General features: G+C 71.8%; 26 protein-coding genes and 1 riboswitch. Of the genes, 13 read left to right on the top strand and 13 right to left on the bottom strand.

The window, feature by feature from the left end; translation table 11 throughout:
- Entirely contained in the window at positions 1–891 is an 891-nt protein-coding gene (locus tag ACT01A_RS01445; protein WP_445150460.1) for a helix-turn-helix transcriptional regulator, read from the bottom strand.
- 103 nt (positions 892–994) lie between these two features.
- On the opposite strand from ACT01A_RS01445, the gene ACT01A_RS01440 reads away from it, so the two are divergent.
- Positions 995–1,690 (top strand): SDR family NAD(P)-dependent oxidoreductase, encoded by a 696-nt coding sequence (locus tag ACT01A_RS01440; protein ID WP_445150459.1) that lies wholly within the window; start codon positions 995–997, stop codon positions 1,688–1,690.
- A 12-nt stretch (positions 1,691–1,702) separates the two neighbouring features.
- On the opposite strand, the gene ACT01A_RS01435 is transcribed toward ACT01A_RS01440, so the two are convergent.
- From ACT01A_RS01435 to ACT01A_RS01420, 4 genes are all read right to left on the bottom strand, one after another.
- A complete protein-coding gene (locus tag ACT01A_RS01435) occupies positions 1,703–2,623 on the bottom strand; it encodes an NlpC/P60 family protein (protein WP_445150458.1) in 921 nt (306 codons plus the stop codon).
- 9 nt (positions 2,624–2,632) lie between these two features.
- Positions 2,633–2,765, bottom strand: a riboswitch (cyclic di-AMP (ydaO/yuaA leader).
- Between the two features lie 75 nt (positions 2,766–2,840).
- Complete coding sequence (locus tag ACT01A_RS01430; RefSeq protein ID WP_445150457.1) at positions 2,841–3,605, bottom strand: ABC transporter permease; 765 nt, start codon at positions 3,603–3,605, stop codon at positions 2,841–2,843.
- A complete protein-coding gene (locus tag ACT01A_RS01425; RefSeq protein ID WP_445150456.1) occupies positions 3,602–4,381 on the bottom strand; it encodes an ABC transporter permease in 780 nt (259 codons plus the stop codon). Before ACT01A_RS01425 ends, ACT01A_RS01430 begins: the two co-directional genes overlap by 4 nt.
- A complete protein-coding gene (locus ACT01A_RS01420; RefSeq protein ID WP_445150455.1) occupies positions 4,382–5,362 on the bottom strand; it encodes an ATP-binding cassette domain-containing protein in 981 nt (326 codons plus the stop codon).
- Between the two features lie 42 nt (positions 5,363–5,404).
- On the opposite strand from ACT01A_RS01420, the gene ACT01A_RS01415 reads away from it, so the two are divergent.
- Both ACT01A_RS01415 and ACT01A_RS01410 read left to right on the top strand, forming a co-directional pair.
- On the top strand, positions 5,405–6,463 hold the full coding sequence (locus tag ACT01A_RS01415) for a sigma-70 family RNA polymerase sigma factor (RefSeq protein WP_445150454.1): 1,059 nt from the start codon (positions 5,405–5,407) through the stop codon (positions 6,461–6,463).
- Positions 6,464–6,873: 410 nt separating this feature from the next.
- Positions 6,874–7,077 (top strand): cold-shock protein, encoded by a 204-nt coding sequence (locus ACT01A_RS01410; RefSeq protein WP_324910849.1) that lies wholly within the window; start codon positions 6,874–6,876, stop codon positions 7,075–7,077.
- A 232-nt stretch (positions 7,078–7,309) separates the two neighbouring features.
- On the opposite strand, the gene ACT01A_RS01405 is transcribed toward ACT01A_RS01410, so the two are convergent.
- The gene (locus ACT01A_RS01405) at positions 7,310–7,816 is read right to left on the bottom strand and encodes a cupin domain-containing protein (RefSeq protein ID WP_445150453.1); all 507 of its coding nucleotides are present in this window, start codon (positions 7,814–7,816) and stop codon (positions 7,310–7,312) included.
- A gap of 77 nt (positions 7,817–7,893) precedes the next feature.
- Here ACT01A_RS01405 and ACT01A_RS01400 point away from each other — a divergent pair, with 77 nt between their 5' ends.
- Together ACT01A_RS01400 and ACT01A_RS01395 are read left to right on the top strand one after the other, a co-directional pair.
- A complete protein-coding gene (locus ACT01A_RS01400) occupies positions 7,894–8,430 on the top strand; it encodes a ribonuclease H family protein (protein ID WP_445150452.1) in 537 nt (178 codons plus the stop codon).
- Positions 8,431–9,083: 653 nt separating this feature from the next.
- The gene (locus ACT01A_RS01395) at positions 9,084–9,905 is read left to right on the top strand and encodes a helix-turn-helix domain-containing protein (RefSeq protein ID WP_445150451.1); all 822 of its coding nucleotides are present in this window, start codon (positions 9,084–9,086) and stop codon (positions 9,903–9,905) included.
- Between the two features lie 8 nt (positions 9,906–9,913).
- Here ACT01A_RS01395 and ACT01A_RS01390 read toward each other — a convergent pair whose 3' ends face one another.
- On the bottom strand, positions 9,914–11,350 hold the full coding sequence (locus ACT01A_RS01390) for an NAD(P)/FAD-dependent oxidoreductase (RefSeq protein WP_445150450.1): 1,437 nt from the start codon (positions 11,348–11,350) through the stop codon (positions 9,914–9,916).
- Between the two features lie 84 nt (positions 11,351–11,434).
- On the opposite strand from ACT01A_RS01390, the gene ACT01A_RS01385 reads away from it, so the two are divergent.
- Both ACT01A_RS01385 and ACT01A_RS01380 read left to right on the top strand, forming a co-directional pair.
- Positions 11,435–12,559, top strand: a complete 1,125-nt coding sequence (locus ACT01A_RS01385; protein ID WP_445150449.1) for an ATP-binding protein — start codon at positions 11,435–11,437, stop codon at positions 12,557–12,559.
- Entirely contained in the window at positions 12,547–13,212 is a 666-nt protein-coding gene (locus ACT01A_RS01380; RefSeq protein ID WP_445150448.1) for a response regulator transcription factor, read from the top strand. Before ACT01A_RS01385 ends, ACT01A_RS01380 begins: the two co-directional genes overlap by 13 nt.
- Here ACT01A_RS01380 and ACT01A_RS01375 read toward each other — a convergent pair.
- Positions 13,190–13,858, bottom strand: coding sequence for a trimeric intracellular cation channel family protein (locus ACT01A_RS01375; protein WP_445150447.1), 669 nt, complete (start codon positions 13,856–13,858; stop codon positions 13,190–13,192). The two genes, ACT01A_RS01380 and ACT01A_RS01375, sit on opposite strands and share 23 nt — an antisense overlap.
- A gap of 44 nt (positions 13,859–13,902) precedes the next feature.
- Between ACT01A_RS01375 and ACT01A_RS01370 the strand changes: the two genes are divergently transcribed.
- The 4 genes from ACT01A_RS01370 (at position 13,903) to ACT01A_RS01355 (ending at position 17,328) form a co-directional block, all read left to right on the top strand.
- Positions 13,903–14,124, top strand: a complete 222-nt coding sequence (locus ACT01A_RS01370) for a hypothetical protein (protein WP_445150446.1) — start codon at positions 13,903–13,905, stop codon at positions 14,122–14,124.
- A 7-nt stretch (positions 14,125–14,131) separates the two neighbouring features.
- On the top strand, positions 14,132–14,674 hold the full coding sequence (locus tag ACT01A_RS01365) for a cysteine hydrolase family protein (protein ID WP_445150445.1): 543 nt from the start codon (positions 14,132–14,134) through the stop codon (positions 14,672–14,674).
- Positions 14,675–14,905: 231 nt separating this feature from the next.
- The gene (locus ACT01A_RS01360) at positions 14,906–15,799 is read left to right on the top strand and encodes an NAD-dependent epimerase/dehydratase family protein (protein ID WP_445150444.1); all 894 of its coding nucleotides are present in this window, start codon (positions 14,906–14,908) and stop codon (positions 15,797–15,799) included.
- 44 nt (positions 15,800–15,843) lie between these two features.
- Positions 15,844–17,328, top strand: a complete 1,485-nt coding sequence (locus tag ACT01A_RS01355; RefSeq protein WP_445150443.1) for an MFS transporter — start codon at positions 15,844–15,846, stop codon at positions 17,326–17,328.
- On the opposite strand, the gene ACT01A_RS01350 is transcribed toward ACT01A_RS01355, so the two are convergent.
- Positions 17,325–18,227 (bottom strand): MYG1 family protein, encoded by a 903-nt coding sequence (locus tag ACT01A_RS01350; RefSeq protein WP_445150442.1) that lies wholly within the window; start codon positions 18,225–18,227, stop codon positions 17,325–17,327. The genes ACT01A_RS01355 and ACT01A_RS01350 overlap by 4 nt on opposite strands.
- Positions 18,224–18,772 carry an HhH-GPD-type base excision DNA repair protein gene (locus tag ACT01A_RS01345; RefSeq protein ID WP_445150441.1) on the bottom strand — a complete coding sequence of 183 codons (549 nt, stop codon included), beginning with the start codon at positions 18,770–18,772 and terminating at the stop codon, positions 18,224–18,226. Before ACT01A_RS01345 ends, ACT01A_RS01350 begins: the two co-directional genes overlap by 4 nt.
- Positions 18,773–18,830: 58 nt before the next feature.
- Between ACT01A_RS01345 and ACT01A_RS01340 the strand changes: the two genes are divergently transcribed.
- The gene (locus ACT01A_RS01340; protein WP_445150440.1) at positions 18,831–19,823 is read left to right on the top strand and encodes an SDR family NAD(P)-dependent oxidoreductase; all 993 of its coding nucleotides are present in this window, start codon (positions 18,831–18,833) and stop codon (positions 19,821–19,823) included.
- A gap of 15 nt (positions 19,824–19,838) precedes the next feature.
- Here ACT01A_RS01340 and ACT01A_RS01335 read toward each other — a convergent pair whose 3' ends face one another.
- Both ACT01A_RS01335 and ACT01A_RS01330 read right to left on the bottom strand, forming a co-directional pair.
- A complete protein-coding gene (locus ACT01A_RS01335) occupies positions 19,839–20,942 on the bottom strand; it encodes a hypothetical protein (protein ID WP_445150439.1) in 1,104 nt (367 codons plus the stop codon).
- On the bottom strand, positions 20,942–21,637 hold the full coding sequence (locus ACT01A_RS01330) for a TIM barrel protein (RefSeq protein ID WP_445150438.1): 696 nt from the start codon (positions 21,635–21,637) through the stop codon (positions 20,942–20,944). Before ACT01A_RS01330 ends, ACT01A_RS01335 begins: the two co-directional genes overlap by 1 nt.
- Positions 21,638–21,709: 72 nt before the next feature.
- Here ACT01A_RS01330 and ACT01A_RS01325 point away from each other — a divergent pair, with 72 nt between their 5' ends.
- Positions 21,710–22,600: a crotonase/enoyl-CoA hydratase family protein gene (locus ACT01A_RS01325; RefSeq protein ID WP_445150437.1), complete on the top strand. Its 891-nt coding sequence runs from the start codon at positions 21,710–21,712 to the stop codon at positions 22,598–22,600.
- Here the strand turns inward: ACT01A_RS01325 and ACT01A_RS01320 are convergent.
- Entirely contained in the window at positions 22,597–23,280 is a 684-nt protein-coding gene (locus ACT01A_RS01320) for a glycerophosphodiester phosphodiesterase (protein WP_445150436.1), read from the bottom strand. The two genes, ACT01A_RS01325 and ACT01A_RS01320, sit on opposite strands and share 4 nt — an antisense overlap.
- Positions 23,281–23,325: the final 45 nt, after the last annotated feature.

Raw genomic sequence — 23,325 nt, 5'->3', positions numbered from 1 at the left:
CTACGAGGCGCTGAACGACTGCGTCCCGATCGCTGCCAGCAGCTGGAGCGCCTGGGCGTCGGGCGAGCCCGGAGGCGCGGTGTAGACGATCAGCCGCAGATCGCTGCCGCGGACCTGGAGGATGTCGCAGTCGATCGTGATCCGCCCGACCTCGGGATGGTCGACCGACTTGCGCGATGACGTGCGCGGCGCGACCGGCGCCTGCTCCCAGAGCTCCGCGAACTTCGGCGAGGCCTTCAGGAGATCCTCGATCAGCTCTCGCAGGACGACGTCCTCCGGGTAGCGCCCGCGCGCCTCGCGCAGATCGGCGACGACCTCGCAGTCCATGCTGCGGGACTCCTCCGAGCTGCGCACGAACCGCGTCGTCGCGCCCGTGAACTGGCTCCAGGCGATGTTGCGCTCGCGCGGGCCCAGGTCGCGCTTGTCGCCGACCAGCGCGATCGCCAGCGCGTTGGCGGCCACCACCTCGTAGGCCGCGTCGATGACCATCACCGGCACGTCGCCGAGCCGGTCGATCACGCGCTGCACCGACGGCGTCAGGTGGCGGTTGATCGTCCCGGCCAGCGGCTCGGCCTGCCCAGCGACGCGGAAGAGGTGCGCGCGCTCGTCGTCGCTGAGCCGCAGCGCACGGGCCAGCGGCGCCAGCACGGACGGCGACGGGTGCGCGGCCCGGCCCTGCTCCAGGCGCGCCAGGTAGTCCACCGACACGCCCGCCAGCTGCGCCAGCTCCTCGCGCCGCAGCCCGGGCGCGCGGCGCCGGCCGCCGCTCGGCAGCCCGACGTCGGCGGGGGAGAGGCGGTCGCGCCATGTGCGCAGGCAGGCGGCGAGCTCGGAGCACGGTCGCGCCCCTGGCGCGGCTGGTTCTCCCAGGCACTGCGGAGGCGTCTCCATGCGCTCCATTGTCGCGCACTCCGGCGCGCCTATCGTCGCCCTGCCAGTCCCAGGGAACCGGCGTCCTCTTTTGCCGCGACGGTCCAAGGCGCACCCTGGAGGCATGACCACCACCTTGATCACCGGGGCCAACAAGGGCCTCGGCCACGAGTCCGCCCGCCGTCTGATCGACGCCGGGCACGACGTCTGGGTCGGCGCCCGCGACGCCACCGCGGGCCAGGACGCCGCCGACAAGCTCGGCGCGCGCTTCGTGCAGCTCGACGTCACCGACGACGCCTCGGTCGCCGCCGCCGTCCAGACGATCCGCGACGCGGGCACCGGCCTCGACGTCCTCATCAACAACGCGGGCATCGTCGGCCCGATGGCCGCGCTGCGCGACACGACCGCCGACGACGTCGCCAAGACCTACGAGACCAACGTCTTCGGCGTCGTGCGCGTCACCCAGGCGTTCGTGCCGTTGTTGGAGGAGTCGGAGAACCCTGTGATCGTCAACGTCGCAAGCGGCCTCGGATCGCTCGCGGTCAACAACGACACGTCGCGCGTCGAGAACACCATCATCAGCCTCGGCTACCCGACGTCGAAGACCGCCGTCGTCGCGCTGAGCGACATGTACGCTCGCGCGCTGCCGAGCTTCCGCGTCAACGTCGTCGACCCCGGCTACACCGCCACCGACCTCAACGGCCATTCCGGCCACCAGACGGTGACCGAGGGGACCGACGCGATCGTGGCGATGGCGCAGGTCGGCAAGGACGGCCCGACGCAGACCTTCCAGGACCGCGACGGGCTGGTGCCCTGGTAGCGGGCGTCGCGCCTACAGGCCCGACGGGTGCCGCGCGACGTAGCCCGCCGTCGAGCGCATCCCCGGGCCCCAGCGCGAGCCGCTGGCGGAGCGGCCGCTGGTGTCGTAGCGGCGGCCGTTGATGACCATGAACGCGTGGCCGCTGTTGGCGTAGATCGTGACGTACTTGCCACGACCCGGCTTGCCGTAGGACATCAACTCGCCCGAGTCCATCGGGCGACCCAGGCGGCCCATGCCGTGCAAGACGTAGGACACGGTGCCCGAGCAGTCGTAGCCGGCCGCCGTGAAGGAGCCGTGGCCGCCGCCGTAGATGTAGGGCTTGAACTGGATGCGGTTGGCGGCCGCGACGGCGCGGCGCAGGAGGATCACGTGGCGGGGGACCACCCGGACGCCGCCGATGCCGGAGCGCTTGAGCACCGGGTGCGTGCCGGTCACGCCGAGCGCCGACCATGTGCCGGGGCCAACGACGCCGTCGGCGGTCAGCCCGTGGGCGCGCTGAAAGGTCTTGACGGCGCTCGCGGTGCCGGGTCCGAAGACGCCGTCGGCGGCGATGCCGAGCTTGCGCTGCAGGAGCCGCACCGAGCCGCCACGGGAGGACGACCCGCCGCCACGCGAAGCGCGCGACGTCCCGCCGGCGCGCGACGCGGCGCGCGCCTTGCCGGACTGGTGGACCAAGCGCCAGGTGACCGTGCCGACGATGCCGTCGACCGACAACCCGTGCTTGCGCTGGAACCGGCGCACGGCCTTGTAGGTGCCCTTGCCGAAGATGCCGTCGGCGGGGGAGAGGCCGAGGTCGCGCTGCAGGACCTTGACGCGCACGCCGTGGCTGCCCTTCTTCAGCGGCTTGGCGTCAGCCGCTGAGGCAGCCGGAAGCGAGATGGCGGCCGCCGCGAGGAGCGGGACCAGTGCGTGGCGGGATCTGGGAACAGGCATAGGGGGCTGCGCCTACGAGGTGAGCTGTCGGGCTCGCGCCGTACAGACGGCGCTACGCGGTCATCCGGACCGTGATTCGCCCCGGCGACCGGGATGCGGTCGCAGTGGGTCCCCCGTCCGTTCGTCTCCGAACGGCTCGGCACGCCGTCGTTCTACCAGTCGAAATCCCTGCAAAGCGCAAGATCCCTTGCAGGATCCATAACCGCAAAGCGCCGTGCTAGACGCCGACGCGACGCATCGAGCGCACGGCGAGCGCCCCGAGCGCGCCCACCAGGCCGACGGTGGCCAGCAGCGCCGGCCACGTCTCGGCCCACGTCACGTGCGCGACGAAGCCCTGCCGGACGCCATCCAGCACCTGCGTGACCGGGTTGACGGTGGCGATCGCCTGCATCCAGCCGGCCAGCAGGTCCATCGGCGCGTAGGCGGTGGTGAACAGCACGGCCATGAAGCCGACGGTCTGCATCAGCGGTGCCGCCTGCTGGGTCTTGAACTTCAACGCGACCAGGACCGCGTACAGCGCCATCGCGGTCGCCAGGCCCATCACCAGCAGCGCGTCGATCGCCAGCGCGCCGGCGCCCGGCCAGTCGACGCCCAGCGCGAAGGCCACGATCAGCAGGAACGTCGCGGGCAGCAACGCGCGCAGCGCCGCGCTCGCCACCAGCCCCGCGAGGATCGTCACGCGCGGCGCGGGGCAGACCATCAGCCGATCGAACCAGCCGCGCTCGATGTCGCGCGCGAGGTTCACGCCGGTCGCCGCGCCCGTGAACGCCGCTCCTTGCAAAAGGCCTACAGGAACGATGAACGTGCGGAAGTCGGTGGCGTCGAAGCCCGGCAGCTGGGCCGCCTCGCCGAACACGCCGCTCAACCCCACCAAGAAGATCGACGGCGCCAGGACGCCCGGCAGCGCCGCGCCCGGCACGCGCGTCAGCTCGTTCAGCGCCCGCCGCACGAGCGCGCCGATGACCGCCAGCGAGCGCCTCATGCGTTGCGCAGCCTTCCGCGCAGCGCGAGCACCGCAAGCGCGGCGAACACGAGCACCAGCCCGACCGCCGCCGCAAGGCCTTCAAGAACAGGCGCAGCCGAGATCCCCGAGATGATGGGGTCGCGCATCCCGTCGGCGACGTAGGACAAGGGGTTGATGTCGGCGAACCAGTCGGCCGGCGCCTCCAGCAGCGCGCGTGGGAAGAACGCGCTGGAGACGAACAGCACGACGAAGACCAGCGGGAAGATCCCCTGGACGGTCGAGGCGTTGCGCGCCCGCAACGCGATCAGCACGCCGAGCGCGGCGAAGCCGGTCCCGGCGATCGCCCCGATCAAGATCACCAACAAGACGCCGAGCACGCCGCCGTGAAACGACACGCCGAAGACCGCGCCGAGGATCAGGAACCAGACGACCTGCGCGGCGGCGATCGCGGTCCCGGCCAGGATCCGGCCGAGCACGATGGACACGCGCGGGATCGGCGAGGCGACCAGCCGATCGAAGAAGCCGCCTTCGATCTCCAGCGCGGTCCCGATGCCCTGCATGACGCCGCCGAGCAGCAGCGACTGGGTCATCGCGCCGGCCAGCTGGAAGTCCAGGAAGCCGTCGACTTCAGGGAAGCCCGGCAGGTCGGTCGACCGGTGCAGCCCGCCGGTGTTGATCGCCAGGAACAGCGTCGGCATCAGCACCAGCGGCGCCAGGAACTGCGGGCGGCGCAGGATGTTGCGCAGCGTCCGCGCCGCGAGCGCCCACGACGGAGAGGCGATCCCGGTGAGCACTTAGACGGCCGCCGGCGCCGGCGCGGCGCCCTCGATCCGGTGCCCGGTCTTCTCCGCGAAGACGTCGTCCAGCGTGGGGCGGACGAGCTCGATGCCCTCGACCGTGAAGCCGGCCTCGTCGAGCGCGCGCACGACCGGCGCCATCGCCGCAGCGCCGGACTCGACGCGCAACGACACGTGGACGCCAGGCGCCGCCGAGCAGAGATCGCCGTAGGGCGCCACGGCGCGCCCCGCGGCCTCCGCGTCTGGCTCGATGTCGCCGCCGTTGCGCGACAACGTGATGTCCAGGTGCGGCCGCCCGACCTCGGCCTTCAGCGCCGCCGGCGTGCCCTCGGCCACGATCCGCCCGTGGTCGATGATCCCGACGCGATCGGCGAGCTGATCGGCTTCCTCCAGGTACTGCGTGGTCAGGAAGACCGTCGTGCCCTCGTCGCGCAGCCGGCGGACCTCGTCCCACAGCGTCGAGCGCGACGTCGGGTCAAGGCCGGTCGTCGGCTCGTCCAGGAACAGGACCTCGGGGGCGTGGATCAACGCCATCGCGAGGTCCAGCCGGCGCCGCATGCCGCCGGAGTAGGTGCCGACGCGGCGCTCGGCCGCCTCCGAGAGCCCGACGCGATCGATCAGGTCCGCGGCGCGCGCGGCCACGCTGCGGCGCGGGATCCCGTGCAGGGTCGCCTGGAGCTCCATCAGTTCGCGGCCGGTCATCAGCAGGTCCAGCGCCGCCTCCTGGAGCGCGACGCCGATTCGCTGGCGCACCTCGCCGGGCTGCGAAGCGACATCGAAGCCCGCGATCCGCGCGTGGCCGCCGGTCGGCCGCAGCAAGGTCACCAACATGCGCACGGTGGTGGTCTTGCCGGCGCCGTTGGGCCCGAGGAACCCGTACACCTCGCCCGGCGCGACCGCGAGGTCGATGCCGTCCACCGCCCGGAAGTCGCCGAACGTGCGCTCAAGACCTACGACTTCGACGGCTGACCCTGGCATTGGCTGCGCATCCTACGAGGCTGGACGGGTAGGTCTGAGGCAATGCAGCTGGACGCGACGCAGCACACCGCGGTGACCGCCCTGCTCGACCAGGCCGAGGAGGCCGGGTCGCTGTGCTTTGCGGACATCGCCCAGACCGTGGCCCGACTGGACCTCGACGATGAGGCCCAAGGCCAGATCGAGGACGAGGCGCGCAGCCGCGGGATCGCGCTCAGCGACGACTGCGGGCGTGCCGAGATCCCGGCCACGCACTACCTCAACGGCGACCTGGCGAGCACGACCACCGACGCGCTGTCGCTGTTCCTACAGGAGGTCCGCCGCCACCCGCTGCTGACCGCCGCCGAGGAGATCGACCTCGCCAAGCGGATCGAGAACGGGGACGAGGCCGCCAAGGAGCGGATGATCACCTCCAACTTGGCGTTGGTGGTCTCGATCGCCAAGCGCTACCCGACCGACGGCATGACCTTGCTCGACCTGATCCAAGAGGGCATCTTCGGCCTGATCCGCGCGGCCGAGAAGTTCGACTGGCGTCGCGGCTTCAAGTTCTCCACCTACGCGACCTACTGGATCCGCCAGGCGATCCAGCGCGGCATGGAGAACAAGGAGCGCACGATCCGCATCCCCACCAACGTGCTCCAGCGCGAGCGCAAGGCCGCGCGTGCCGAGAAGGAGCTGACCAGCGAGCTTGGTCGTAAGCCGACGGCTGAAGAGATCGCCGAGCGCGCCGAGCTGGCACTGCGCGACGTCGAGGCGCTGAAGGACATGGCGCGCACCGTGACGTCGCTGGACCGGCCGGTGGGCGAGGGCGGCGAGGCGGCGTTCGGGGACCTGCTGCCGTCCGACGCGCCTGCGCCCGAGGAAGAGGTGACGGTGTCGCTGCGCGAGACGGCGGTCCGCCACGCGCTGGCGTCGCTGCCCGAGCGCGAGCGAACCGTGGTCGAGCTGCGCTACGGGCTCGACGGCGAAGAGGCGCCGGTCGGCGTCCAGGAGATCTCCCGGCGCATGGGCCTGCGCCAGAACGAGGTGCGAACGCTCGAGCGCCGGGCGCTCGAGCACCTCTCCACGGTCCGCGAGATCGAAGCGCTCAAAGACGCGGCTTAGGCCGCCGCTCGGCCTGGAGCCTGAAGCGGATTACGGCGCTCGGACCAACGTGGGTCCGAGCGCCTCCGCCCGGTCATAGGCCACCGCTGTTTTCTAACATCCCAGGACGAGTGTGTATGCCTGGGCGGCGTCACACTCCAGACCACCCGGACTGACCGCCGATCCGAGGATCGGCGCGTTGCCAAGGTTTGGGTCCGAAGACCCCGGTCCAGTGGGCGGCCCGCCGGACGACAGATCCTAGCGAGACCAGGAAGCTGACCCGATCGGACTAGACCGATCGGCGGACGCTGCTACAGTTGTTGATGTACAGGCCGAGGAGAGACCTCGGCGAAGCAGTGCCCGTGTGTCCGCAGTCGTTGCCTAGAAGCATCCTCCGCGCAGCACCAGAGCACCAACGTGGAGGTATTTCGATGGCTACCGGAACCGTGAAGTGGTTCAGCGACGAGAAGGGCTTTGGCTTCATCACCCCCGACGACGGGGGCAAGGACCTCTTCGTGCACCACACGGCGATCAACAGCGACGGCTTCCGTACGCTCGCCGAGGGCGCGAAGGTCTCCTACGAGGCTGAGAGCGGGCCGAAGGGTCCGAACGCGGTCAACGTCTCGCCGGTCTAGGCCCTTAAGCCAGACCCGCGGCACTGCGGACGGCGAGCGCGCATTGCGCTCGCCTCCGCACAAGGCGCGTTGATCGCGCCGACCAGGAAGGATCGACCATGATCCGACTGATCTGCGGCAGCTGCCTGCGTCTTTGGGACGCGCAGCTCCATGGCCATCGCAGCACCTGCCCCCATTGCGGCGGCGCGCTGCGGTTGCACTAGGAATCCACAGAGCCCGGGGCGTCGAGGTTTCACGCCCCGGGCAGGGTTCCCTTCTTGTAGGACTCCTTGACGGTCTCGGGCGTGCCGGCGTACGCCTCCTCGGAGTCCCAGGTCTCCTCCGCGACGCTCGTCCCGTGACGGGCCGCGACCGGATCGACCGGGTAGACGCAGTCCGGCGTCTTGCCGTCGCTGCGCGCGCCGGTCATCAGGATCGCCGCAGGCTCGTCGCTCGCGTTGGCGAACGCGTGGCGTGTCCACGCGGGGCAGTGGAAGTAGTCCCACGGCTTCAGGACTCGCTCCTCGCCCTCGACGATCAGCGTCGGGGTGCCCGACAACACCAGGAAGCCCTCCTGGCCGCCCTCGGCGTGGTAGCGCGTGCTCACCTCGCCGGGTTCCAACACGTGGATGTTGATCCCGTAGTCGGCGAAGCGCCGTTCGGGCATGTCGACGTCGACGTAGCGGCCCCACCCGGGGGCGGCGTGCCACGGCTGCTCGGTGGCGTTCAGGACGTGCCAGGGCTCGGTCGGTTCAGGCATGCGCGGAACGTACCCGCGAGTGCGTCGATCGCCGCACGATCTCGCCGTCCACCCGTCCCCATAAAGTCACACCCCGCATGCCTTCCTCCGCACCCGCTTACCGTCGTCGCGCGAAGTCCTCGCGTCCCCCCGAGACGCCCGTCGAGGCCCGCACCGGCGAGGCCCTGATCTGGACCGACGGTGCCTGTAGCGGCAACCCGGGCCCGGGCGGCTGGGCAGCGATCGTCGTCGGGCCGGACGGCGCGGAGCCAATCGAGCTGTCGGGCGGCGAGTCGCACACCACCAACAACCGCATGGAGTACACCGCGGCGCTGGAGGGCATGCGATCGCTACCGGCAGGCTCGACGATCTGCATCGTCACCGACTCGACGTTGTTGTTGGACTCGATGACCAAGTGGATCCACGGCTGGAAGAAGAAGGGCTGGAAGACCTCCGCCGGCCAGCCGGTGAAGAACCAGGACCTCGTCACCGCACTTGACGACGAGATGGCCCGCCACGCGGACGTGCGCTGGCACTGGGTGAAGGGCCATGAGACCGGCGCGGAGCACGCGTACAAGGCGCTGAACGACCGCGCGGATCGGTTGGCGGTCGCGGCGGCGAAGGCGCACGCGTAGGGCGGCGCGCGCGGCGCCAGCGTCGGCGTCGTTTGCTCTGCCGCTGGCCGATTAGGCGACGCCGGCGTTGAGGGCAGCGAGGGCGTGAGGCTGTTGTGGCGTGGCGACCGTTTGGGGTGTGGATCGTCGTGGTTGGCGTTGCCGGCGGCGGGGATTTACAGCGCATCAAGACATCAGACTCGGCCTCCAGGGTTGGTCCCTCGACCGCCCGGGTTCGAGGGACCAGGGGTTTCGGAGATCCGGGTCGCTGCAACCGGAATATGTCCGGCTCAAGCGACCCGCACCTCGAAATCCGGGATCCGGGTCGCTGAGAGCTGCACATGCCAGCTCCAAGCGACCCGCACCTCGAAACCGAGGTCCGGGTCGAGTTAGCGTCGATATACGACGCTAAAACGACCCGGACCCCCAAACGCACGACCTTCGGGCCCGAACCCTCAAACCCCGAGGCCAACGGACGCCCCTTGAGGCCCGGATTGATGTCTTGATGCCAAAGCCAGCCCGGCCGGCGCAAACCGAAGCGACGATCCACACCGACGACGGTCGCCACGCCCCAACAGCCTCACGCCCTTCGCCGCCAAACCCCAACGCCGCGCACCGCCCATTACCTCCGAGGTCATAGCCACACCGCGCGCCGCCGCGTAGCGTCCCGGACGATGAGCACCTCCGCCGCAACGCTCTCCCCGTCCACGCCGCTCGACATCGGCGCGCTCCTGCGCCGTTGGCGTGACCAGCGACGCTTGAGCCAGATGGAGCTCGCGCTCGAGGCTGATGTCTCGACCCGGCACCTCAGCTTCGTCGAGACCGGCCGGTCCAAGCCCAGCCGCGAGATGGTGGTCAAGCTCGCCGAGCACCTCGACGTGCCGCTGCGTGAGCGCAACCAGCTGCTCCTCGCCGCCGGCTACGCGCCCGCCTACCCGGAGTCCTCGCTGGAGGACAGCGAGCTCAGCCAGGTCCGTGAGGCGGTTCGGCAGCTGCTGGTCGCCCACGAGCCGTTCCCGGCCGTGGCGGTGGACCGGCGCTGGGAGCTGGTCGACGGCAACGCCGGCGTTGCGCTGATTACGGCGGGCGCGGCCGCGCATCTGCTCGAGCCGCCGGTCAACGCCCTACGCCTCAGCCTGCACCCAGAGGGCATGGCGCCGCGGATCGCCAACCTCGCCGAGTGGCGCACGCACGTCCTCGGCCGCCTGCGCCGCGAGGTCACGGCGACGCAGGATCCGCAGTTGAAGGCCTTGCTCGCCGAGCTGTCGGAGTACCCGGCCGGGGACGACAGCGCAACCGTGGCGCACCTCCCGCGCCACGGCGAGATCGTCGTCCCGCTCCGGCTGCGCACCGACGACGCCGGCGAGTTGACCTTCATGTCGACTATCACGACCTTCGGCACGCCCTTGGACATCACGGTCTCCGAGCTGTCGATCGAGGCGTTCTTCCCGGCCGACGCCCACACCGCGCAGGTGCTGCGCGCGACGTTGTCCTAGGACTAGGACTACGAGTCGAACCCGAGCCCGAGGCGGTCGAGCGTCCGCAGCCACGGGCCACGCCGCCCTTCGCGCTCGTCGGCCCGCGCCAGCTCGCGCTGGGTCAGCGCAATCACGCCCGAGCGCACCGGCTCCGGCGGGAACGGCACCGGCTTGCGGCGCACGTACTTCAACCTGGTGGCCTCGGTCTCGCGGCCGTCGACCAGATCCAACGCCACGCGCGCGCCGAAGCGCGTTGCTGCCACGCCCAGGCCGGTGTAGCCCATCGCGTAGGACGCACGGCCGCCCAGCGCCGTCCCGAAGAACACGCTGAAGCGCGAGCAGGTGTCGATCGCGCCGCCCCAGCGGTGCGAGAACTTCAACCCCTCCAACTGCGGGAACGTCGTGAAGAAGTTCTGCGACAACTTGCCGAAGGTCTCATCGTGGTCGTCGTACTGCGGCCCGACCGGGCCGCCACGGCGGTAGACAGCGTCGTAGCCGCCCCACAGGATCCGGTCATCGGCGCTCAGCCGGTAGTAGTGGAACTGGTTGCCCGCGTCGCCGATGCCCTGGCGGTTGCGCCAGCCGATCGCGTCCTTCTGCGCGGCGGACAACGGCTCGGTCATCAAGGCGTAGTCGTACACCGGCACGATGAAGGCCTTAAGCCGCGCCAGCAGCGGCGGGTAGGCGCTGGTCGCCAACAGCACGCGCCGCGCACGCACCTCGGCACCGCCGTCCACAGCCACCGTCACGCCGTCGCCGCCGCTCGTGCGCGCCATCGCGATCGCCGCCGAGCCCTCGTGGATCCGGACGCCGAGCGCCAGCGCCGCCGCCCGCAGTCCCTCGGCCAGCCGCGCGGGGTGGACCAACGCGCTGCCGCTGCGCGACCACACGCCACCGAGGTACGTCGGCGAATTGACCTCAGCGCGCATCGCCTCAGCGTCGAGGACGTCGATCACGTGCCCGTACTCCCGCGCGTGCGCCGCCTCTTCTTCAGCGCCCGCGACCTCGTGCGGCTCCAGCAGCGCGTCGAGCGCGCCGGTTTCCTCGAACTGCGCGTCGATCCCGTGGGCGGCCAGATCAGCCTTCAGCCCGTCGTAGTTCTCGAACGCCAGCCGCTCCAGCACCCGCATCTCATCCGGGAAACGCGCCAGCCCGTTGCCCAAGCCGTGCGTCAGCGACGCGATCAGGAACCCGCCGTTGCGCCCCGACGCGCCACCGCCGACGCGATCGGCCTCCAACACGACGACGTCACGCGACGGGTCGTCCGCCTTGGCGTGCAGCGCCGCCCACAAACCGGTGAAGCCGCCGCCGACGATGCACAGGTCCGCCTCGACCGCCCCCTCCAGCGGCGCGTCAGCCGCGCGCTCCGGCAGATCGTCGAGCCAGAACGGGACGTTGGCGGCGTCCGCGTAGGCGGCGCGGTCGTCGGCGGTCGGCGGGGTGGTGGGCCAGGGGCGCGGCATGCGCGCGGACCGTAGCGCGATGACCCCGCCCGGACTGGCGAAACCGCGGCGTCGCGGGTTGTCCACGTCCGCAAGGCTGCGATCATGGCGGGACGCATCGTGGACGCCGATACCGCCACCAGCCCGCTCCCGCTCCCACCGCCGCCCTCCGAGGCGGCGCTGCCGCCGCACGACGCACCGCCACCCGGGCCGCCGCCCGAGGCCAACGCGCTGCCGCTGCACGTCGCGCTGTCGGCGCTGGCCGGCCTGGTCACCTCGATCATCTGGGCGGTCACCGGCGGCGGCTACTACTGGCCTGCCTGGGTCTGGCTCGGCGTCGCGATCCCGGTCGCGATCCACGGGATCATCCGCTTCGGGCTCAGCGCCCCCGTCAGCGCCCGCCACGGGTTCGACCTGCACGCCATGGTCACCGGGCTGATCTCGGCGATCCTCATCGTCATCTGGGGCTTGACGACCGACGGCCCGAACGACTTCTGGCCGCTTTGGCCGGTGCTGGTGCTCGGCGTCGCGCTCGCGATCCACATGCTCGTGATCTACGCCGACCGCCTCCCCGGCGGCCGCCGCGAGGCGCAGCTGGCCGAGCGCGTCGGCGAGCTGACCCGCACGCGCCGGGGCGCGCTGGACGTGCAGGCCGCCGAGCTGCGCCGGATCGAGCGCGACCTGCACGACGGCGCGCAGGCGCGGCTCGTGGCGCTCTCGCTGCTGCTCGGACGCACCGAGGAGCGCCTTGCCGACCGCCCCGAAGAGGCTCAGCTGGTGCGCCAGGCGCGCTCGGAGGCCTCCGCCGCGATCGGCGAGCTGCGCGACCTCGCCCGCGGGATCGCGCCACCGGTCCTGGCCGACCGCGGCCTGACCGCCGCGGTCGAGGCGCTTGGCCGCCGCGCCGCGACGCCGGTCACCGTCGACGCCGAGGAGCTGTTCGAGCGCCCGCTGCCGGTGGTGGAGACCGCCGCCTACTTCGTCGTCTCCGAGGCGCTGACCAACGTCGCCAAGCACGCGCCCGGATCCGCCGCACACGTCCGGCTGGCCGAGCAGGATTGGCGGTTGATGATCGAGATCTCCGACGACGGCCCGGGCGGGGCCGATCCCGACGGGAACGGGCTCACCGGGCTGCGCCACCGCGTGGAGGCCCTCGACGGGACGCTGACGGTCACGAGCGTCGCCGGCTCGGGGACCACGGTCCACGCGGAGCTTCCGTGCGGGCGGTGATCGTCGAGGACCTCGCGCTGCTGCGCGAGGGCATCGTCGCGCTGCTGCGGGAGCACGACGTCGACGTCGTCGCCCAGGCCGAGGACGGCGAAGGCCTGCTGCGGATCGTCGCGGGCCACAAGCCGGACCTCGCGGTGGTCGACGTGCGCCTGCCGCCGACGTTCACCGACGAGGGGCTGCGCGCGGCGATCGAGGCGCGGCGCCGGCATCCGTCGCTCAACATCCTCATCTTGAGCCAGTACGTCGAGCCGATCTACACGGCCGAGCTGCTGGAGTCCGGCGAGGGCGGGGTCGGCTACCTGCTCAAGGAGCGCGTCGGCGAGGTGCGCTCGTTCATGGACGCGGTCGAGCGCGTCGCCAGCGGCGGCACCGCCCTGGACCGCGAGGTCGTCTCCGAGCTCGTGCGTCAGCGCGCGGGCAACGGGGCGGACGGCGGCGGCGACGCGCTCGCGTCGCTGACCCCGCGCGAGCGCGAGGTCCTGGAGCTGATGGCCGAGGGCCGCACCAACGCGGCGATCGCGCGGCACATGGTCGTCACGCCCGGCGCGGTCGAGAAGCACGTCACCAACATCTTCAACAAGCTCGACCTGCGCGCCACCGACGACGACCACCGCCGCGTGCTGGCGGTGCTCACCTTCCTGCGCGCGAGTTGACCGCGCGCGAGCTGGCGACGCGCGGCGCGGGCGACCGCCAGCCCCGCGCCACGGCGACCAGCCGCACGACGAAGACGACCGCCAGGCAGGCGGCGCCGCAGACCGCGCTGCGCGCGCCCGCCTCGTCCAGCGCGACGAACATCGCCGCCCCGAGGATCGCGACCAAGGCATAGGGCGTCGTGCGCTGCACGAGCGCCACCGGCTGCTGGGCGAGCAGGTCGCGCAGGACCGAGCCGCCGACGCCGGTGATCGCGCCGAGCAGGATCGTCGCGCCGGCGGTGACGTCGGCGCTCTGGGACGCCTTCAGGCAGCCGACGACGACGAACAGCCCGACGACCACGGCGTCCAGCGCCTCCCACGCCAGGCCCAACCGCGGGATGTGGTCGGCGGCGAGCATCCCGGCCAGGCCGGCGAGCAGCGCGGTCACGAGGTAGCGGTCGTCGCGCAGCGCGGCCGGGACGACGTCGAGCAGCACGTCGCGCAGGATCCCACCGCCAAGTCCGATCGCCAGCGCGAAGACCGCGACGCCGAGGAGGTCGAACTCGTTGCGCTCGTGCGAGCGCGCGGCGAAGGCGCCGCCCTGCATCGCGCCGACGGCGACGGCGGCGAGATCGATCCAGAGCGGGACGTGGACGGCGGCGGCCATGCGTGGTGGCAGAGCATGCCGCACCGCGTGGCATCCTGTAGGTCATGAGCAACCTCTCCCGTCGTTCCGGATCGGGCATGACGCGCAACAAGCGCGAGCAGCGCGCGTTCCGCCTGATCACCGTCGGCGGTGGCGCGGCCGTCGTCGGCGTCGTCGCGCTGGTGCTGTCGATCGCGGGCGTCGGCGTCATGGGCCTCTTCTGGCTCTGCCTGGCGATCGCCATCGTGTCCGGCATCCTGTTCCGCCAGACGGTCTCCGGGAAGTAGCTCGCCGATGGCTCGCGCGCTGCTGATCATCGACATCCAGAACGACTACTTCCCCGGCGGCGCGTTCCCGCTCGTGGAGCCGGACGCCGCAGCCGCCAACGCGGCGCGCGTGCTGGAGGCGTTCCGCGACGGCGGCGAGGCGATCGTGCACGTCCAGCATCTGTCCGGCCCCGAGGATCCGTTCTTCGTGCCGGGCACGCCCGGTGTCGAGATCCACGCGTCGGTGGCGCCGGCCGAGGGCGAGCTCATCGTGCAGAAGAAGGAGCCCAACAGCTTCCTCGGCACCGAGCTCGAGGCCGAGCTGCGCGCGTCGGGCACCGACGAGCTCGTCGTCGCCGGGATGATGTCCTCGATGTGCGTCGACGCGACCGTGCGCGCCGCCTCTGACCTCGGCTTCACCGTGCAGCTCGTGCACGACGCGTGCGCCGCGCCGAACCTGGAGTTCGGCGGCCAGGCGATCCCGGGCGCGGCCGTCCACGGCGCGTTCATGGCCGCCCTGGGCAGCGCCTACGCGACGGTCGTCGACGCCGAGTCGCTGACCGATCGGTAGGGCACCGCAACCTGACGGCACGCGGACGATCCTGCCGATTTGGCAGGTAATCGGAACCGCCGGTCGGGTGAGGAGGGCCAAAGACACCTTGCGGTTCCTCACCCGGTGCGATACCACTGCGCGCAGCAACATCGCTGATCGCGCTGCGATACTTCGTGGTGACCGGCGGCGTACGGGGCGCCGCCGGTCTCAGCGACATGCAACTCGCTGGTTGCGTTAGAGTGCGCAGGCATGCGCCTGCTCGTACTCGGAGGGACCACCTTCGCCGGCCGCGCCGTCGTGGAGGAAGCGATCGCGCGCGGCTGGGCCGTGACCACCTTCAACCGCGGCCGCGGAGCCTGGAAGCACCCGGACGCCGAGCGGATCATCGGCGACCGCCTCGATCCGGAGACCTTCGCGCCGCTCGCCGCGGGGGAGTGGGACGTGGTCGTGGACACGTGGTCCGGCGCGCCGTCGGCCACGGCGGCGATCACGGGCGTCCTCGCGGAGCGGGTGCGGCAGCGTTACGTCTACGTCTCCTCGTGCTCGGTCTACACGCCGCCGCCGCGCCCGGGCGCGGACGAGACCGCGCCGCTCGTGGACGTGGACGACGACGAGTACGCGGCCCGCAAGCGCGGCTCCGAGCTCGCCGTCGAGGCCGCGTTCGGCGACCGGGCGCTCTTCCTGCGCCTCGGGCTGCTGCTCGGCCCACACGAGGACGTCGGGCGCCTTCCGTTCTGGCTCACGCAGCTCGCGGCCGGGGGAGACGTCATCGCTCCGGGCCCGCCCGACCTGCCGCTCCAGCTCATCGACGCCCGCGACATGGCGCGCTTCGCGCTCGACGCCGCCACCGCCGGCCGCTCCGGCGCTTACAACGTCGTCTCCCGCCGCGGCCACGCGACGATGCGCACGCTGCTGGAGGCCGCGCGCGACGTCACCGGCGGCGGCGCGCGCCTGGTCTGGACGCCGCCCGAGGAGGTCGAGGGCAAGCCATGGGAGGAGGTCCCGATCTGGCTGCCGCCCGACCACGAGTACGCGGCGCTGCACGACATCGGCGTCGAGAAGGCGCACGCCGCCGGCCTGTCGCCGCGGCCGCTGGAAGAGACCGTGCGTGACACCTGGCAGTGGCTCTCTAAAAGCATCTGACAATTTGGTGTCAGCTGTGCACAGCTCGGGTATGAGGATCCGCGATGCGCAACTACCGCACGCTCTGGTTCCTCCTGATGTTGGGGTGGACGGTCAGCGCGGCGGACCGGGCGCTGACGGGCCCGGTCGTCACGTGGATGATCGACAACAAGGTCGCGTTCCTCGCCGACACCGACAAGCCCTATGCCTTGGCAGGACTCATCGGCGGGCTGTTCTTCGCGGGGTACATGCTCACCCAGTTCCCGGGTGGCTACCTCGGCGACAAGTACGGGCACCGCACGATGATCGGCGTCAGCCTCGTGTGGGCGGGCATCGCGACGATGCTCAGCGGCGTCATCACCGGCCTGACCATGTTCATCGCGATCCGCGTCCTGACCGGGCTGGGGGAGGGCGCGTTCTTCTCCAACGACCGCAGCCTGGTCGCCGAGCGCACGCCGCCGGAGAAGCGCAGCCTGGGGATGGGCGTCGTGATCACCGGCCTGGCGCTCGGCATCACGATCGCCACCGTCTTCGCGCCCGACCTGATCGACCTCGGCACGAGCGCGTTCGGGACCGAGGGCGCGTGGCGGATGCCGTTCCTGCTGCTCGGTGTCGTGACGCTCGTGGTGGGTGTGGTGCTGATCGCCTACTTCCGCACGCAGGAGCGCAACCTGCCCTACCTGCGCGCCGCCGCGCACCTCGGCGCCTACGCGGCGGTCGGCCTCGCCGCGGTCATGGCGGTGTACTTCGTCGGCGACGCCGCCGGCCTGGCCGACATCTGGATCGCCGTGCTGGAGGTGGCGCTCGCGCTGACGCTCGTCGCGGTCGTCTTCGCGCGCAAGGGCGAGGAGCTGCGCCCGGTCCTGCACAACCGCGACCTGTGGCTGATCAACCTCGCGTTCATCGCGGTGCTGTGGAACCTGTGGTTCTTCTCGTTCTGGTCGGTGTCGATCGTCGCCGACGCCGCGCACTCGTCGTTCGGCCGCTCCGCGCTGATCGCCGCCTTCAACGCGGGCGCCGGCATCCTCGGCTTCCCGGCCGGCGGCTGGCTGGCCGACCGCGCGGTCAAGGCCGGGATCGGCCGCAAGCCATTGGTGATCGCGTTCACGGCCATGCAGTGCGTGCTGACGATCGCCTTCGGCCTGGTGATCGTCGCCGGCGACCCGTCGGTCTGGCTGCTCGCCGGCCTGCTCTTCGGGGCCTCGACGTTCTTCAACGCCATGCAGCCGATGGCCCAGGCGATGCTCGCCGACATCGCACCGCCCGAGCAGCACGGCGCGGCGTTCGGCATGAACAACCTGATCGGCGAGATCGGCGCGGTCCTGTCGCCGGCCGTCAGCGGCGCGCTGCGCGACGCGACCGACTCCTGGAACGCGGCGATCTTCCTCGACGCCGGCCTGATCGCCGCGGCCGCGCTGCTGTTCTGCTTCGTGCGCGAGAAGCGCTCCTCGACGCTGCTCGGCGGCGACGGGGGAGAGGCGGACCGCACGGGACGCTTCGCGAAGACGGCGCCCGTGGCGCCGCCGCCGCGGCCGGCCGCGCGCAGCTAGGCCGCGTCGTCGAGCGCGAGGCGGGCCAGCGCGATGATCCCCTCGCGCGAGGACGCCGACGCGTAGAACCGCGCGGTGTGCGCGAACAGCGCGTCCTCCACGCCCGTCTCCGCCACCAGCTCGGCGCCGCTCAGGCCGGCCCACGCTTCAGGCAAGTCCATGCGGTTGTCGAACCCGCCCGCCGCGACGGGCACCGCGACCAGGCCCCAACCGTCCGACTTGGGGTAGAAGACCAGGCGCGCGTCGGGGGCCTCGTTGATGACCGTCTCGCGCCACGGCAGGTTGGATGGCAGCTCGACCAGGCGAGGATCCCCGGACGCGACCGCCGCGGCGATCGCGGAGTGCACGAGCGACCGCGCACGCTGGAACGCCGCGGAGCCCTCGATCTGGCGGGCGAGGATGCCCTGCGCCAGCGCGACCGCCTCCTCGAAGCGCGCGTCCTCGCCGGCCTTGTCCAGGTCCTCGTCCCAGGACGCGTTCAGCGCGCCGATCACGCCGCTGACCGTCATCGGCCGTACGCCGCCGACCAAGGACTCCATGATGGTCTGGCCGGTGTCGTTGGCGTCGACGCCCTGGACGAGGCGCTCGTCGATCGCATCGGCCGCCTCCTGCGAGCCGCCGCACGCGTGCGCGCCGAACGCCCGCCACACCAGGCCGAACGAGGCGTACCGAATGCCATTGGGTCGCTCGCCCGCGCCGCCCTTCTGATGGTGGTCGAAGTCGCCGGTCGAGGCGTCGTCGCGGCCGCCGACGTCGACGCGCACGTCGGCCGCGGCCTGCGCGTCGGCGTCACGCGTGCGGATGACCTCCACGTGCTCGGCGGGATGGGCGAGCCGCAGCGCGGCGACGGCGAAGACGTCGTCGGCGTGAAAGCCGCCGGGGTGCGTCGCGACCCTCACGCCTGAGCCTTCGACCACTCGGCCTTGTGGATCTTCTTCTGCGCCTGGTACTCGGTCAGCGCCTCCGCCGAGTCGACGTCACCGAGCGTCGGATGCCACGGCACCAGCGGCTCGGCGAGCTTCAACCCATAGCGCTTGGCCAGCACCGCGCTCATCGACTTCACCTTCATCTCGCCAAAACCGGGCAGCTCGGCGAGCCGCGCGCGCAGGTCGTCAGCGTCGGTCGCGTCGGTCCAGACCCGCGCCGCGTTGCCGTCGTAGTTGTCGCGGATGAACACCGCGAGGTCGTGGACGCGCTCGGCCATCGCGCCCGGGAAGCGGTGGATCGCGGGCTTGATCCGGAACAGGGCGTCGAGGTCGGCGTCGGCGACCGTCGCGGGATCGAGCTTGCCGCCGAGGCGCTCCTTCAGCGCCAGCGGCCCCACGAACGCCTTCATCACGGTCACCTGCTGGTCGAGCGTGAAGCCGATCAGCAGCGCGAACGGATCGCTCGCGATCAAGACGTTGGCCGCGTCATCGGCGGTGAAGTGCAAGCGGTCGGGCACGACCGCGATCGTACCCCGCCCTCGACTTCGAGCGCGCTCCAGCCCCTACCGTTGGACCATGACCTCGATCACTCCCCAGCAGCCCCTCGGTTCGGGCTTCGGCGCCCGCACCACCGCAGCCGAGGCGCTCGCCGGGATCGACCTGTCCGGCAAGCTCGCGATCGTCACCGGCGGCTACTCCGGCCTCGGCCTGGAGACCTCGCGCGCGCTGACCGGCGCCGGCGCGACCGTCGTCGTCCCGGCCCGCCGCCCCGAGCATGCGCAGGAGGAGCTCGCGACGGCCGGCATCACCGCCGAGGTCGCCGCGCTGGACCTCGCCGACCTCAACAGCGTCCGCGCCTTCGCGACCGCGTTCCTGGACACCGACCGCCCCGTCGACCTCCTCATCAACAACGCCGCGATCATGGCCAACCCTGAGACGCGCGTGGGTCTGGGCTGGGAGTCGCAGTTCGCGACCAACCACCTCGGGCACTTCACGCTGGCCAACCTGCTCTGGCCCGCGCTGGCCGCCGCACCCGGCGGCGCGCGCGTCGTCGCGCTCTCCTCCTCCGGCCACAAGCGCTCCCCGGTCGTCTTCGACGACATCATGTTCGACCGCCGCCCGTATGAGAAGTGGGCCGCCTACGGCCAGGCCAAGACCGCCAACAGCCTCTTCGCCGTCCAGCTCGACGCGCTCGGCGCCGACGCCGGCGTGCGCGCCTTCGCCGTCCACCCGGGTGGGATCCTCACGCCGCTGCAGCGCCACCTCTCCAAGGAGGAGATGATCGACTTCGGCTGGATCGACGCCGACGGCAACACGATCGAGACCCGCTTCAAGACGCCCGAACAGGGCGCGTCGACCACGGTCTGGGCGGCCACCTCGCCGCAGTTGGAGGGCAAGGGCGGCGTCTACTGCGAGGACTGCGACATCGCCGCGCCGACCGACCCGGACTCCGACACCGCCCGCTTCCAGGGCGTCGACGCCCACGCGTACGACCGCGACGACGCGGGCCGCCTGTGGGAGGTCAGCGCCGCGCTGACCGGCGTCGACGCGTTCGCGGCCGCGGCGTAGCGCCTAGGCCTACATCTAGAAGATCGCGTACTCGCGCACGGCCGACGCCAGCGGCGTCTCGAACAGCAGCGCCAGCAGGCCGTTCTGCAGCTCGGCCGCCAGGCGGCGAACTTCCCGGAACGTGAGGGAGGACATCGCCGTCTCGCGGTCCAGCGCGCTGAGCTCGTCGCGCACGGCCGGGTCGCCGAGCATGCCGGTCCAGCGGTCGTAAGCGCCCAGGCAGCGCGCGCCCGCGTCCGGCTGGCCGGCGTCCAGGAACGCGTCGGCGACGCGATCGGTCACCGGTAGCGCCAGCTGGGCGGCCAGGAACTCGGCGGCGTCGGCGTGGCGCAGCGCGTGGCAGCGCAGGATCGGCACCAGCCCGCCGGCGAAGAGCATCTTGCGCGACGTGCGCAGCTTGGCGTTGCGCAGGCCCCACTTCTCGTCGGTCTCGCGGTGCTTGCCCGCAAAATCGACGGCGATCGTGCGCCAGTAGCGCATGACGTCGTTGAGGAACAGCCGCGGCGGCCCGCGGCGGTCGGTGCGCGAGTCCGACATGTAGCGGTCGAGCACCTGCGCCCAGACCGCGCGGTGGACCTCGTCGCCGACGACCGGCACCGACTCCAGCATCAGCAGCATCCGCCGCGTCAGGTTGCGGTTGTCATCGTCCTCGAGGCCGATGTGCTGGACGAGGTCGCGCCCGAAGGCGACGGTGCCGAACGAGCCCTGCGGCCCGGGCCCGGCCCGCTCGCCGCCGAGCACCTCGCGCACCGCGTCGACCGCCACGCCCAGCCCCTCCCGCGGCGGGCCGTCGACGAGCAGCAGCCAATCGTCGTCAGAGCCGGCCGTCAGCTCCTGCCGACCCCAGGAGCCGAGCAGGACGACCGCCGCGTCGCTGGGCAGCGCCCCCGCCGCCCATGCGTAGGGCAGACGCCCCACGGCCAGCTCGCCGCCCTCCACGTCGCCGAGCCCAGCCTCGCCCGCACCGCCGCTCGCACGCGCCGCGGCGAACCGCGCGCGCAGGGCCCCGAGCGCGTCGTCGGTCCGCTCCCGCGCGGCGATCAGGTGCGGGAACCCGTCCGGCCGGTGCGCGGCCAGGCGCTCCAACGCCGACGCCGCGCCGTCGCCGCTGCCCGACATCAGGACGACAGCGGCGCTTCCAGCAGCCAGGGAACGTCGCGACAGCGCTTGAGCACCGGCCCGAACGCGGCCTCGTCGTCGTCGGTCAGCGGCACGTGATGGCCGTCGGCGTCCAGCGAGGAGACGTGCAGGTGGCGCAGGCGCCCGGCGAAGCGATCCAGCAGCGCGTGCGCGCCGGCCATCGTCGGGTCGACGTCGCGCGCGTGGGCGACGTCGAGGCAGAGGCCCGCGTCCGGCAGCTCGGCGAACAGCGGCGCGAGCTCGTCGGCCGTGCGGCCCACGTTCTTGCGCGTGTCCATGTTCTCGAGCACCAGCCGCGCGCCGAGGCGGCGGTACTCGCCCGGGTTGTCGATGATGTCGGGGTGGACGACGATCGCATCCACGCTGGCGGGCAGGCGCGCGAGGCAGTCCACCAGCTTGGGCTCGGCGAGCTTGAGGTCCTTCGACGGCGCGTGCACGGACAGATACCGGAACGCCGGCACCTCGTCGCCCGCGCCCAGCAGGTAGGCCAGCAGGCCCGGCAGCTCGAGCTCGCTGAGCGCGGCCAGCTCGGCCGTGAACGGCGACAGCGCCGCCGCAGCATCGACCAGCGCCGGCCAGTCTCCACGGTCCTCGACCAGGAAGCCCGTGGATGCGCCGATGGGGTGATGGGCGAGCATGGGGCGGGTCTCGTTGAGCGCGGACAGGGGCATCATGCGGCGACGGAGCCTAGGCGACACCCCGGACGCTTTTGGCACTCTCCCCGCAATCACCGGTAGAAGTCGTCCATGGAGACGATGACCTACGCGGTGGCCGATCGGATCGCCCGGATCACGCTCGACCGCCCGCAGCGCGGCAACGGCCTGACGCGGCAGCTGATCGACGAGCTGGCGACGTGCGTCGAGCGCGCGGACCTCGATCCGGACGTGCACGTGATCGTGCTGAGCGGCAACGGCACGGGCTTCTGCGGCGGCTATGACCTCGTCGACTCGGCGGAAGGGCTCGGCGGCGGACCGAGCCGCGACGCTCCACCCGCCGGCTCGCCGCTCGACCCCGCGGTCATGGCCGCCAACCACGACCCGTCGCGCACCTGGGACCCGATGGTCGACCACGCCATGATGTCGCGCAACGTCAAGGCCTTCATGTCGCTCTTCGAGGCCACGACGCCGGTGATCTGCAAGGTCCACGGCTTCTGCGTCGCGGGCGGGACCGACCTCGCGCTGTGCAGCGACCTGTTGGTGATCGCCGAGGACGCCAAGATCGGCTACCCGCCCGCGCGCGTCTGGGGTTCGCCGACGACCTCGCTCTGGGCCGCACGCCTTGGCCCGCAACGCGCCAAGCGCTTGCTCTTCACCGGCGACTGCCTCACGGGCGCGCAGGCGCTGGAGTGGGGGTTGGCGATCGAGGCGCCGCCGGCGGCGGAGCTGGACGCCCGCGTCGACGCGCTGGCGGAGCGGATCGCGCAGATGCCGCTCAACCAGCTGCGCATGATGAAGCTGTTGGTCAACCAGCAGACGGTCGCCCAAGGCCTGCCCGCGACCCAGCTCATCGGCACGGTCTTCGACGGCATCGCCCGTCACACGCCGGAGGGCTACGCGTTCCAGCAGCAAGCCGGCGCCGAAGGCTTCCGCGCGGCCGTCCACGCCCGCGACGCGCCGTTCGGCGACAGCGCGTTCTAGATGGTGGCGCGGACGCGGAAGAGCCGCGGGTCGTTCGTGGTGATCCCGGCGACGCCGAGCAGCAGGAGGCGATCCATCGCCACCTGGGTGTCGACCGTCCATGCGTAGACCTCGCCACCGCACGCGGTCATCCGCGCGACGAGGTCGGAGTCGACGAGGCGGTGGTGGGCCATCAGACAGTCGAAGCGCCCGGACTCGATCGCGGCCTGGATCCGCGGCACAACGCGACGGTTCCAGCGATGGCGCCGGCGCGACAGCCAGCCGCCGACGCTGATACCCACCCGGGCGCTCGGCTCGATCCGCCGCACGCGATCCAGGCAGCGCGCGAACTGCGAGGAGAACAGGCAGCGGTCCAGCACGCCCGCGGCGCGCAGCATGTCGACGGTCTGCGCCTCGTAGCCCGGGCGCTTGAGGTCGACGTTGAACGTCACGTGGGCAAAGCGCGCGTCGGTCAGGCACTCCAGGCCCTCGGCTAGCGTCAGGCAGCCGCGGCGGCGCCCGTCAAAGGGCGAGTGCGCGAGCACCAGGCGCCCGCGACGGCGCAGGACGTCGAACTCGATGACGTCGACATCGGCCTCCAGCGCGGCCACGAAGCTCGCCACCGTGTTGCCGGGCGCGAGCTGGCCGGCGCCCTTGTGGCCGACTCGCTTCACCTGCCCCGTCGCGACGGTGGTGGTCATACCTCCATGATCGACGCCCTGGCGGGTGATTTGAAGCCCCGGGCC

The organism is Baekduia sp. Peel2402 (assembly GCF_052567285.1).
The sequence above is the reverse complement of the archived record's forward strand: the minus strand, read 5'-3'. Positions and strand labels throughout refer to the sequence as shown.